Here is a 12050-nt window from a genome sequence, read left to right on the forward strand (position 1 = left end):
TGCAGATATGAACACCACCCGCCCCGCCGGTCTTGTCGCGATCGAATATGAAATGGCCCGCCAGAATGCCGACGCCATTGCTTCATTTGATGCTGCGGCACCACTTGCAGTGACAATTGCCGAGTCCCTACGCGCAAACCAAAGCCTGCTGCTGCTCGGCATGGGCGGATCTCACGCGGTGGGCCGGGCCGTCGAACCGTTCTATCGCGCGCTCGGAATCGATGCGGTCGCCCTGCCACTATCCGAGCAGCTCGGGCAGCCGCTCGCATTATCAGGCAAGACAATTCTCCTTACCTCACAGTCGGGCGAAAGCGCAGAGGTGTTACGCTGGTTTGCCGAGGCGGGGGTGCCTGCCGATGCATTCGGTCTGACGCTGGAAGGCGGGTCGACCCTCGCCCGGACCATTCCATCTCTCGTCGGCTCAGGCGGCACAGAAAAGGCCTTTGCGGCAACACGCAGCCTCACGTTGAGCTTTGCCTTGCATCTTGCCGTGCTGAGCGCGCTCGGCGAAGATCCTGAACCGGCCCTCGCCGTCCTGCGCTCCGAGCGCGTGCCCGATGTCGACGCGGCGGTCAAAGCATTTTCTGGCGCTGACGCAGTCGTAACATCCGGCCGACGCATGCAAGGCGTAGCCGAGGCCATCGCCCTCGGCCTCACCGAACTCTCCCGCATTCCCTGTTTTTCGCTCGAAGGCGGCCAGTTGCGTCACGGTCCGATGGAAATGCTGGGCCCCAAGGTCGGCGTCGTATTGTTTCGGTCCCGTGACGAAGCCGCAGAACTTGTTGCCCGCATGGCGAGCTCCGCACTTGAAGCGGGTTCCCCTGTGGTCATGCTCGACGCCTCGGGTGAAACACCCGTCGAAGGCGCAGTAACAATCGATGTCGGAACGGCCAGCGGCATCGCGGCCGCCTTCGCGCTTCTGCCCGCGGGTCAGCACTTCATGCTCGGCTTTTCCGGCATGCGGGTCGAGAATATCGGCACGCCGGTCCGTACGACCAAGATCACGCGGAGCGAATGATGCGGCCCCTTGCTGTCATCGGAAATGTCAATGTCGACCTGATCCTCGGGCCCGCCGATCCCTGGCCGACGCCTGGGACGGAGATCATGGTCGACTACGACGAACTGCGCGTCGGTGGATCCGCGGGAAACGCCGCCCTGACCTGGCAGGGCCTTGGTATTGCATTCCAGATTGCCGCCAATATTGGTAACGACCAGTTTGGTGAATGGCTCCGCCAGGGGTTTGGTGCCGTAGCAGGGGATTGGCCTGTCGCGCCCACGGGCACCACACTTTCGGTCGGCATCACGCATCCGAACGGTGAGCGGACCTTCTTCACCACGCGCGGTCACATCGGTGCGCTATCCTGGCAAGAGGTTGCCGCCATGCTCGATACCGAAAGGCTGAAAGGTGGTATTGTCATCCTCTGTGGCGCGTTTCTGACCGACCGCCTCGTTGCCCAATACAGTGAACTCTTCGCCTGGGCCGACGCGAATGGGATCGCCCTTGCGCTCGATACCGGCTGGCCCATCGACGGTTGGACGCAGGCAAACCGTGACAAGGCCCGCCGATGGCTTTCGCGGTGTAAGCTTGCCCTTTTCAATGAAGTCGAAACGACGCAACTTGCCGATTGTGTCGATCCCGCCGAGGCAGCGCACACGTTGAAAGCCCTTATGCCTAGCGGTGCAACCGTCGTCGTCAAGCGCGGGCCGGATGGAGCGCTGGCTATAGGTCCGGATGACAAACTCGTCTCTGTCCGTGCACCGCTGGTTTCCGTTGCCGATACGATAGGCGCTGGCGACGTTTTCAACGCGGCTTTCCTTGCGGCGCTGGCAGACGGACGAACGCTTGAGCAGGGCCTCGAATGCGGCGTGCGCATTGCGTCGACGGCGATATCCACCGTTCCGCGTCGCTATGATGGCGAGATCCTTCATTCCCTGTCGGAGAATGAGCCATGAGCGCCCTTGAACTTGTTAATATCCGCAAGCGCTATGGCAGTGTCGAAACGCTGAAGGGCATCAATTTGTCGCTCGCCAGCGGCGAGTTTCTGGTGCTTCTCGGCTCTTCCGGCTGCGGCAAGTCGACCTTGCTCAATATCATCGCGGGTCTTGCCGAAGCGACAGAGGGCGACGTCCGTATTGGCGACCGTTCGGTGGCCGGTGTTCATCCGAAGGACAGAGACATTGCCATGGTCTTCCAGTCCTACGCTTTATATCCAAATCTATCGGTCGCACGCAACATCGGTTTTGGCCTTGAAATGCGCAAAGTGCCGGCGGTGGAGCGGGCACAGGCCGTGGAAAAAACCGCAAGGATGTTGCAGATCGAGAGCCTGCTTGGCCGCAAGCCATCCGAACTTTCCGGTGGCCAGCGTCAGCGGGTGGCAATTGGCCGTGCTCTTGTTCGCGACCCACAGATTTTCCTGTTCGACGAGCCATTGTCCAACCTCGACGCGAAGCTGCGCATGGAGACGCGCACCGAACTGAAGCGACTCCACCAAATGCTCGGCACCACGATCGTCTACGTCACCCATGACCAAATCGAAGCAATGACCCTGGCCACGCGTATTGCCGTCATGCGGGACGGTCATATCGAGCAGCTGGCGTCGCCCAACGAGATCTATAATCGGCCGGCAACGCGCTATGTCGCGAGTTTCGTCGGTTCGCCGCCAATGAACATGCTCGATGCGACAATGGCCGATGGAACTGCGCGCATCGCCGGTTCGCAAACTGCGATCCCCCTCGCCCGCTCTTTGCAAAACGTAGCATCACGTCGCGTTGTCGTTGGTATTCGACCGGAGAATCTGAGCCTCACACCAGCGAACACGTCTGACGTGACCATCGAAGCGAAAGTTGAAGTGGTGGAATTAACGGGGCCAGAACTGGTGGTTACCACGTCCATCGGCAATCAGCGTCTCACCGCGAGCTTGCCACCGCGATCACGGGTCGCTTTAGGTTCACTACAGCGCTTCAGCATCGACGCCGGAACGCTCCACCTCTTCGACGCTGTGACCGAAGAACGTATCGACAGCTAGTAAAATTATGCTGCGACACTCGGGCGGCTGATGACGTAGGCTGCGCAGGCCATGAAAAAAAGTGCAACGACGCCGCCAAGGAACGGCGACGGCCTGACGAAATAGAAAAACGCGCCATAGCCGAGTGCCATGCCGGCGCAGGCAATCCATTTCACGCGCTTGGGTATGGCGCCTTGTTCACGCCAGTGAACAAGGGTCGGGCCGAAGACCGGGTGTTGCAACAGCCATTTTTCAAAGCGCGGTGAAGAGCGACTGAAACACCAGGCCGCAAGAATGAGGAAAATGGTCGTCGGCATGACCGGCAGCATCGCGCCGATGAATCCAAGCGACACCATCAGCCAACCGAGTATGAAATAGACTGTCCGCTTTGTTCCGTTCATGCCCAGTGTTCCACGCCAATGCCAGCGATTTACATCGTTGCAGGCGAAATGTCAGCCCGCCCAAGACGCGCGATTTGTCAACGCTCTCGGCTGTGGACACGAAAAGCCGGACTGGCATGGCCAGCCCGGGCGATGGAAAACTGCCAAGCGCCTGCCTACTCGGATTTCATGCGCGTATTGCATGCGCTCCAATATTGCGGCCATGTCTTGCCGCCGGTCTTGTTGGCCGCCTTGGCCTGCTGCCACTGCTCGCCGCACGCGCTGATGCGCTGGCGGAACGCAATCTGTCCCGGCGTCAACGGCTTGCCGTCGGCTGTCGTAGCGGTGGCTGTCTTCGTCGTCGTCTTGGTGGCCGTTGCCTTGGTCGGTGCCGGCTCTGGCGGCGTTGTCGCGTCAGAATTGTCCGACTTTAGGCTGTCGCTACAGGCAGAGAGAAATTTCGGCCACGTCTGTCCGTTGAGCGTTCCGGCCGACTTCGCCGCCTGGTATTGCGTGCTGCATTCCTTGGTAACCGCCTTCGCCGACATGCCGCTTGCGGCCGCTGTCTCAGTCTTGGCAGGCTTGGTCGACGGCGCCTTGGTCTGTTTTGTGGTGGTGGTGGTGTCCTTGGTCGCCTTTTTCGTTGGCGTCGTGGCGGCGGGAGCGGCGTCGGTACCGGTCTGATCTTTCAGCTTGGCGCTGCACTCTGAAAGGAACTGCGGCCATTTCTGGCCATTGAGGGTACCCGCCTCCTTGGCGGCATTATACTGGGTGCTGCATTCTTTGGTGACGGATTGTGCTGCCGTAGCAGCGGACGCGGGGAGCGTGAGAAAAGCCAGTCCGGCGCCGGCAATGACCGTCGCTGCAAGTATATTGAAACGAAGCTTAACCATAATCGTGTTCCTTGCGATCGTGTCCGCGTTTCCCCGAGAACGCACCATGCGTTTCGGCTCTTGACAATGCCAGATGACCCCCGTCCCAGGGATCGCCCACCGGCACGCCGGCAACCGGTCCAAGGTCATCGCTCGATAGTTGCGCTTTGATTGTGGCCAAAAATGTCTGACGTTGAGGAGCGTCCGTGGTGAATGAATCATCATGCTAACGGGTCCGGCCTAACCAGTCTCAAGTGATCGATGGCATTGCAAAGGCAGCATGGCGCGTTCGCCTGGCGATTGCAAGAAAATGGATCGGACATGGCTTGTCTGAAGCATTTGTTCTTCGAGTTCACCGGCGGTTGGCCGAAATGGGTACTCGTTTTCGGGTTCGTTGCACCAATGGTGCAGTACCATTTTGCTGCGTTTGGGATAAGATCGCCCAGGGGCTGGATGCGGGGTGCCGGCGGCAGACTTGGGGCTAGTGCATCGCCCATTCACCAAAATCCCTAGGGGACGACTTTTTCTGTCCCCTTTGGATTTTGGCGATCCTCCCAACCTGACTGCAACAGGTTGGAACATGATTGTGATGAATAGGCGTGCGAGTCTAACGCGTTGATAATTCGTTAACTATAAAGATGAACAGAAGTTAAACTGGAGCTAACTTCTGTTCGACAGGCTCTGGAGGGGAACGGAGTCTGGGAGGCCGAGTAGCCCGGTTAGCGCCGGGCTACTACGGCTTCTCGCTGGCTTGACGACGATGCCATGATTGGCCGACAGCCGTCAACGCTCATCCTGTTCCATTTTTTTAAGCGCTCCTCCCTGCCCTCGTAGATCGCAAACGCAGGCACTTGCAACGCATTGCCCGCCGCGCCGATGACACAACCGCGTCCAGGGCCATGGGGTCGACCCCATCACCGAAGTCAAGACGAATGGTCTGCAGTCTAAACTGCCAAAACATGCTTCAATGTCAAACGGGTAAATGCAAAGGGCGCCGGCTACAGGCACGTGAATCGCGATCGTCAACACGCAGGGTTCGCGATCGCTCACCCTATGGCTGACCGGTTATCAACAGCAAACACTTGCTGTTGCAAGCGAATCGGACATAATGACGGTATTAGAGCGGTTTTAGTGGAAATACCGTCATTTGAGGCCGGATCAACGATGAACATCGCAGCATCAGCAAGAAAAGCTTCCTTTGATGACACGATTCTCGCACAAGGTCGCGAGATTTCACGGAAGCTCAACATGCTTCGCATGGAAACATTTCCGCCCAATGCGCGTAAAACGCTGCGCCAGTTTTCGCTTGCGGAAGCCGCCTATTTTCTCGGCGTGTCGACCAGCAACCTTAAGAAGTTGCATCTGGAAGGCAAGGGCGTCGAGCCAATGATTCATGCCGGCGGCCGCCGCAGCTATTCGGCCGAGCAGATCATGCAGTTGCGCCATTGGCTCGATCGCAATGGTCGCGCCGATGTCAAGAAGTATGTCCCGCATCGCCGCGGCAATGAAAAGCTGCAGGTTATCGGCGTAGTCAATTTCAAGGGCGGGTCGGGTAAGACGACAACCGCTGCGCACCTCGCCCAGCACATGGCATTGACCGGGCATCGCGTCTTGGCGCTTGACCTTGATCCGCAGGCATCGCTTTCGGCCCTTTACGGCATTCAGCCGGAACTCGACCAGAATCCCTCGATCTACGAGGCGATCCGCTATGACGATTCGCGCAAGCCGATCGCCGATATTATCCTGCCCACCAATATCCCCGGTCTCGACGTTGTTCCGGCCTCGCTGGAATTGCAGGAGTACGAGTACGATACGCCGCTTGCGATGCAGAGCCGGAATTCGATCGCCGGCAAGACGTTCTGGAACCGCATCGAGAATGCGCTCAAGGAGGTGGACGAGCGCTATGACGTCGTCGTTATCGATTGTCCGCCGCAACTGGGCTATCTGACGCTGACTGCACTCGCCGCGGCGACGGCGGTGCTCATTACGGTTCATCCGCAGATGCTCGATCTGATGTCGATGTCGCAGTTCCTGCTGATGCTCGGTGACATCCTGAAAACCGTCGGGGCGGCGGGCGGTGATGTCGATCTCGACTGGTTCCGATACCTGATCACACGCTATGAGCCGACCGATATTCCACAAACACAGATGATGGGCTTCATGCAGTCGATGCTGGCGCCGCAGATGCTCAAGCACCAGATGCTCAAATCGACCGCGATATCGGATGCCGGGCTTACCAAGCAGACGCTCTATGAGGTGGAAAAATCGGCGATGAACCGGCACACGTATGATCGGGCGATGGAGTCGATGGAGGCGGTCAACTCGGAAATCCGCGAACTGATTCATGAAGCGTGGGGAAGGAAGTAGACGGCAGACTAAATACGAGATTCAGTCAATGAAATCATTGCATTGATATAATTTCGGGGAAAATTTTACATGGCGCGAAAGAACATATTTGAAAGTATCATGCACGGCGAGCCGGACGCACCCGGCGATGCCGAGCCAAGTGCCGGATTCCGCAAATTTGGTGCGGCAAAATCGATGTCGTCCTCCATTGACGAGCTGGCACGCCAGGCCTCCAAGCTGGTCGATGGCGAGACGGTCGTCGATCTTGATCCGGACCTCCTCGACGCCTCTTTCGTGACGGACCGGATGCCGGCGGGCGATGACGAGGAGTACCGCGAACTTTTCGACGCCATCAGGGAAAGGGGGCAGGACAGCCCCATTCTTGTGCGGCCGCATCCGAAAAGCGGCGGCCGCTACATGATCGTTTTTGGTCACAGGCGGGCGAGGGTGGCAAAGGAGCTCGGGCGACCGGTGCGTGCCATCGTAAAGCCCCTTGCCGACCTCGACCACGTCATCAGCCAAGGACAGGAAAATTCTGCCCGCGCCAATCTGAGTTTTATCGAACGCGTGAGCTTCGCCGATCGCCTCGAAACCCTCGGCTATACCCGCGATGCCATTCAGGCCGCACTTTCGGTGGACTATCAGACGCTTTCAAAGATGCTAACCATACCGAAGGCAATTCCAGAGGCGGTGATTGCAGCGATCGGCCCCGCCAAGGGCGTCGGGCGCGACCGTTGGCTGGAACTGCGCAAACTCATCGAAAATCCGAGGCACACTGCGGATGCATTGGCTTTTGTGGCGCGCGCTGAAGTCGCCGCGGCGCTATCACCGGAACGCTTTGACCTGCTTCTTGGCTTCCTGAAGGGAGGCGGTTCGAAAAAACCGGTTCGCAGAGGGATCAGCGCCGGTGCTGGCGCGGTCTGGGCCCCGGCGGACCAATCGGTCAGTGTCGCGACCAGGTTCTCGGGCAAGACGTTTTCCATTGCGTTGAATGAGGAGAACGCGAAGGAATTTGGTGTGTTCATCACCAACAACCTTGATCAGCTTTATGAAGCCTTCAAGGAGTCGAAAGGGATGACGGAAACGGGAGATTAAACCAGCAAAAGAAAAAGGCCCCCAAACGACCCAGTCGTGGAAGCCTCTCTCAAAGTTCTAGCAGACTGAGAATCGCATTTCCACGAATCACTGTCAAGAGTCTTGGACGTCGTTTTGACGCGCAGATTTCTTTTGCCTTTTTGAAAAGGTGAATGGAGATGCTTGGAAATCTGATAACGACGCCCTTTGGGCGGCGGTCGATGTCGCTTGGCCAGTTGAAAACACAGGCGCAGGCGCAGGAAATCGAAACGGGGAAAACGGCCGACAAGTGGCAGGTATATCGCTGGCTGTGCGAAGGCAAGGAAATCGTCGGCGTCGGCGACCGCTCCCTGGCTGTGCTCAACGCTTTGTTGTCGTTCCTACCGGATAACGAGCTGTCAGCCGAAAACGGCCTGGTGGTCTTTCCCTCCAATGTCCAGCTCTCTATGCGTGCCCACGGCATGGCTAACGCAACCTTGCGCCGGCACCTCGCGGCGCTGCTCGAATGCGGTCTGATCACCCGCAAGGACAGCCCGAACGGCAAACGCTATTCACGCAAGGGCAGGGAAGGGGAGATCACCCACGCGTTCGGCTTTTCCCTGGCGCCGCTGCTGGCACGGGCAGAGGAGCTGCAGCAGGCCGCCGAGAGCGTGCGGGCAGCCTCTAGGGCACTCAAGCTCGTTCGGGAGGGGATTACGCTTCATAGGCGTGATATAGCCAAACTCATCGAGGTTGCCGTCGCAGAAGACGTCCCCGGCGACTGGTCAGCGATCTGGAAGCGGTTCCGGGCCATTGTGGAGGCCATCCCGCGCCAGGCAGTGCTTGCAACGCTGGAGCCAATCCTGTGCGATTTGGCAACGTTGCATGACGAAGTGGCTATCCTGTTAGAAAAACATATAAATGCAGAGAATCAGAGCGCCAATGAGTCTCAGAATGAGCCGCAGCAACAGAATTCAAAACCCGAATCTCAATCTGATCTTGAACCTGGCTCAAGAAACAGCCACGGACCCAAACTCGAGCCGGTAAAACCAAAGGCAGAGGATGCCACAAAGGCCTATCCGCTGGGATTGGTGATGAAAGCCTGTCCAGAGATCGCCGACTATGCACCAAGCGGGATCAGCAACTGGCGCGAGTTGATGGCCACCGCGGCGCAGGTGAGGGGATATCTCGGCATTTCACCCTCGGCTTATGAGGACGCGCTTGATGTCTTCGGCCAGGAGAATACCGCCATCGTCATCGCCATGATCCTGCAGCGGGCCCAAAATATCAATTCTGCCGGCGGTTATTTGCGGGCTTTGACTGACAAGGCGAGGGCAGGGGAGTTTACCGTCGGGCCAATGCTGATGGCGGCCTTGAAGGCGAACGGCGTGCGGCCTCAGCTGGTGACGAAGTGACGCGGAACCGAAAGTCCGCTCGGATGCCTTTGAAAGATGTAGCACGCGCCAACCGATACGGCAGCGAGGCATCAACCTCGTACGAGTCGCAACGCAGGGGTTGAAACGCTCCTTTAGAGGTAATACCTTGTGGATTAAAATCATTACCGAGGGCGATATGACTACAACCGTTACGACGAAGGGACAGGTGACTATTCCCAAGTCGGTCCGCGACTTTCTGGGAATTGTGCCGGGCAGCAAGGTCGATTTTCACCGGGCGACCGATGGCAGCGTGGTTATTACACGTGCCGACAGAAAGCAGCCCACGAGCCGCTTTGGCAATCTGCGGGGCCATGCTGGCGACGGGCTTGATACCGACGCGATCATGGCGCTGACGCGCGGTGAAACGTGATTCTGGTCGACACGAATGTTCTGCTCGATCTCGTCACCGACGACCCGAAATGGGCCGATTGGTCGATTGCGCAGCTTGAGACGGCATCCTTGCGCGGTCCATTACTGATCAATGATGTGGTCTATGCTGAGCTGGCGGTTCGTTACGGCCGCATCGAGGAACTTGAAGCGTTTGTCGGTGAAGCTGGCCTTGAAATTGTTCCCATACCGCGTGCTGCGCTGTTCCTGGCGGGAAAGGTCTTCACGCAATACCGTAAATCGGGAGGATCGCGCACCGGCGTTCTGCCCGACTTTTTCATTGGCGCTCAAGCAGCCATTAGCCAACTGACCCTGCTTACTCGCGATATCGGGCGATATCGGACTTATTTTCCATCGCTAACGCTGATCACACCCGGTATTTGACGCATGTCCACGGTCACTGAGGCGAGAGTCGAATTCACTTTCAGTCCGACTGATACAGCGGCCCTGCAATTTATCGGGTCGCGAGGGTCGCGACGGCTATTGTGATACAAACCCGAGCTTCTTGGCTCGGTCGAGCAGGTTCTTGACCGACGAGGCTGCCCAAGTGGAAGAGCCACGGGGCGTGCGTTCATGCATCGCTTCGAGCTGGCTGGCAATGGCGCGCAAGGAGAGGTCCGGGTTGGCGTTGGCGATGCCAGTAATCAGCGACATCAATCGGTCTTCCGGCGTGCGGCGAGGCGAGGGGCGGATTAGCCCAGGATCGGCCAAGCCTTCGCGCACCAGCCGTCTGACCGAGCGTCGCAGGCGATCGACGTTCCAATTCTGTCCCGTCTGATGGTTGAGACTGCGTGCCACGTCTTGCTACGGATGGTCCGGCCGCATACGCTGCACGACCGGGAGCCAGGACGGCATGGTTGTGGTCAGGTCAGCCAGATGGCTGCGCTCCCGTGCCTGTGATGCCTTGGCAATGGATACAGCGCGCCGCTCGCGAAAGCCTGGATTTCCGGGAAGCTTCCCGCGATTCTTCGCCGCTTTAATGCCGGCTTTGGTCCGTTCGGAAATCAATGCCCGCTCAAGCTGGGCTACAGCGCCCAGAACTTGCAAAGAAAACATGCCTTGTGGCGTCGACGTGTCAATCGGATCGTGCAGCGATCGGAAATGTGCGCCCTTTTCTTCCAACTGCTCAATGACAGCGAGCAGGTGACTGACAGATCGTGCGAGCCGGTCTAGCCGAACAACCACCAATACTTCACCGGTACTAATCTCCCGCAACAGCTTCGCCAGCACCGGACGGGCCCGCGAAGCACCAGAGCCGCGCTCTTCCCAGATCGTGTCGCAGCCGGCCGCCCTCAATTCAATCGTCTGGGCATCATTGGCCTGATCCTCCGTCGAAACGCGGGCGTAGCCGATAAGGCGGTGGATCGGTTTCTTTTGGCTGTGCAACATCGTTGAATGCGCCTGCGAAAGGACTGAGACGTGGGCGAGTCTATTTTATGGTATCTCATCGGGCCACATTTGCGCACCGTGTCGGCTATCACGGCGTAGGCAGCAACGTATGGTGTACGGGAAATGACTAATTCGCGCGTCCCGGCGACACGGCCGGGCCTTCTGCTCTCTGGAAAGTCCAGAAGCCGACGTACTGCCAAGGCGATTTGCTCATCCACATGCGTCGCTGCTCGCGGATTCTCGGCTTCGATATACGTGAAAATGTCATCGCGATCGGAGAGGGCGAATTGCGCCCAAACGAGTTTCATCACCGATCGGTCGCTGCCTTGCGCAGCGCCGCAGAACGTCGATTCACAAAATGAGCCTCGGCATCAGCGTCGTCGATGTCTGGTCGCGTGTCATCAAGCGCTTGTTGTACTTTCGCTCGAAACCAGGCGTCATATGCGCCGCTGTTGCTGATGAGTTCCAGGGGTAAGGCACCCTCCCTGGCGGTGCGGGTCAAAAGGATACGGACTGCATCCGAGACCGTGAGACCCATGTCCTCCAGAACCGCTGTGGCGCGCTCCTTCACCTCTGCATCTATTCGTGTCTGGACCAAAGCGTTTGAGGGCATCGTTGAATCTCCATCATTGGCTTGGCAGTGTAATGCAGTTGAATAACAAATGCTAGGTGGCTTGCGAAAAGGAAGAGCCTCGGATTCATGTGATTTCAATGACTTGCACGTGTCGTAAAAATGAGACTGATTCAGGGTCTATGAGCGATTACCGAGTCGGAATTTGTGAGACCAGTTTGCAGCTAAACGACGGGGCCGTCCATGTCGGATCCGATGGCGAACGAGCGGCACTGGCAGGAAAGTGCTGCGGCGGGCTGATATCCTGTCGAAGCTGACCGAGAGTCGCTATGCAGACGCTCATCAACGAAGGACTGGTCTCACGGCCCCTATGAAACGAGTTCTGGTGGCCACTGAAGACAACCTCTGAAAGTGGCAAACAACGAAAAACGTGTTTGTACAATAGATCGTGCCCCGTGGAGTGGTGTAGCTAACGGCTTTGATCGCCGTGCTCTCCGGCATGGGCCGGACTGATCAGCGTGCCACTGCCGGCAAGCTGATGAGCGGATCATCGCTCATCTGGCTGATGGTTTCCAGTGTCATGTAGCGAGCCCGTTGCACGGCCCATTCAT

11 protein-coding genes and 2 pseudogenes are annotated in these 12050 nt (G+C 58.1%); 8 read left to right on the forward strand and 5 right to left on the reverse strand.

The features are described 5' to 3' along the window. The first annotated feature begins 7 nt into the window (after positions 1–7). From AAAB35_RS25115 to ugpC, 3 genes are read left to right on the forward strand one after another with little or no spacing between them, the layout of a single operon-like run. Entirely contained in the window at positions 8–1018 is a 1011-nt protein-coding gene (locus tag AAAB35_RS25115) for an SIS domain-containing protein (protein ID WP_340671028.1), read from the forward strand. Then, positions 1018–1953 carry a PfkB family carbohydrate kinase gene (locus AAAB35_RS25120; RefSeq protein WP_340671040.1) on the forward strand — a complete coding sequence of 312 codons (936 nt, stop codon included), beginning with the start codon at positions 1018–1020 and terminating at the stop codon, positions 1951–1953. The genes AAAB35_RS25115 and AAAB35_RS25120 overlap by 1 nt, the downstream gene beginning before the upstream one ends. Beyond that, positions 1950–3026, forward strand: a complete 1077-nt coding sequence (gene ugpC / locus AAAB35_RS25125) for a sn-glycerol-3-phosphate ABC transporter ATP-binding protein UgpC (protein WP_340671029.1) — start codon at positions 1950–1952, stop codon at positions 3024–3026. Before AAAB35_RS25120 ends, ugpC begins: the two co-directional genes overlap by 4 nt. Before the next feature lie 5 nt (positions 3027–3031). Here ugpC and AAAB35_RS25130 read toward each other — a convergent pair whose 3' ends face one another. Then, the gene (locus tag AAAB35_RS25130; RefSeq protein WP_340671030.1) at positions 3032–3406 is read right to left on the reverse strand and encodes a YbaN family protein; all 375 of its coding nucleotides are present in this window, start codon (positions 3404–3406) and stop codon (positions 3032–3034) included. A 155-nt stretch (positions 3407–3561) separates the two neighbouring features. After that, complete coding sequence (locus AAAB35_RS25135) at positions 3562–4278, reverse strand: hypothetical protein (RefSeq protein ID WP_340671031.1); 717 nt, start codon at positions 4276–4278, stop codon at positions 3562–3564. Positions 4279–5421: 1143 nt separating this feature from the next. Between AAAB35_RS25135 and repA the strand changes: the two genes are divergently transcribed. The 5 genes from repA (at position 5422) to AAAB35_RS25160 (ending at position 9863) form a co-directional block, all read left to right on the forward strand. After that, positions 5422–6624: a plasmid partitioning protein RepA gene (repA, locus tag AAAB35_RS25140; RefSeq protein ID WP_340671032.1), complete on the forward strand. Its 1203-nt coding sequence runs from the start codon at positions 5422–5424 to the stop codon at positions 6622–6624. A 69-nt stretch (positions 6625–6693) separates the two neighbouring features. After that, complete coding sequence (gene repB / locus AAAB35_RS25145) at positions 6694–7698, forward strand: plasmid partitioning protein RepB (RefSeq protein WP_340671033.1); 1005 nt, start codon at positions 6694–6696, stop codon at positions 7696–7698. A gap of 158 nt (positions 7699–7856) precedes the next feature. Beyond that, entirely contained in the window at positions 7857–9071 is a 1215-nt protein-coding gene (repC, locus tag AAAB35_RS25150) for a plasmid replication protein RepC (RefSeq protein WP_340671034.1), read from the forward strand. 157 nt (positions 9072–9228) lie between these two features. Beyond that, positions 9229–9462 carry an AbrB/MazE/SpoVT family DNA-binding domain-containing protein gene (locus AAAB35_RS25155; protein ID WP_340671035.1) on the forward strand — a complete coding sequence of 78 codons (234 nt, stop codon included), beginning with the start codon at positions 9229–9231 and terminating at the stop codon, positions 9460–9462. After that, positions 9459–9863: a type II toxin-antitoxin system VapC family toxin gene (locus tag AAAB35_RS25160; RefSeq protein ID WP_340671036.1), complete on the forward strand. Its 405-nt coding sequence runs from the start codon at positions 9459–9461 to the stop codon at positions 9861–9863. The genes AAAB35_RS25155 and AAAB35_RS25160 overlap by 4 nt, the downstream gene beginning before the upstream one ends. Before the next feature lie 96 nt (positions 9864–9959). Here AAAB35_RS25160 and AAAB35_RS25165 read toward each other — a convergent pair. The 3 genes and pseudogenes from AAAB35_RS25165 to AAAB35_RS25175 all read right to left on the reverse strand — a co-directional run bounded on the left by AAAB35_RS25165 (position 9960) and on the right by AAAB35_RS25175 (position 11481). Further along, positions 9960–10868 (reverse strand): annotated as a pseudogene (locus AAAB35_RS25165) (recombinase family protein). A 45-nt stretch (positions 10869–10913) separates the two neighbouring features. Then, positions 10914–11176, reverse strand: a pseudogene (locus tag AAAB35_RS25170) (type II toxin-antitoxin system RelE/ParE family toxin). Further along, positions 11176–11481 (reverse strand): type II toxin-antitoxin system RelB/DinJ family antitoxin, encoded by a 306-nt coding sequence (locus AAAB35_RS25175; RefSeq protein ID WP_340671037.1) that lies wholly within the window; start codon positions 11479–11481, stop codon positions 11176–11178. Before AAAB35_RS25175 ends, AAAB35_RS25170 begins: the two are co-directional and overlap by 1 nt. Positions 11482–12050: the final 569 nt, after the last annotated feature.

Origin of the sequence: Phyllobacterium sp., from assembly GCF_037994425.1 — a bacterium.
GTDB lineage: Bacteria > Pseudomonadota > Alphaproteobacteria > Rhizobiales > Rhizobiaceae > Phyllobacterium.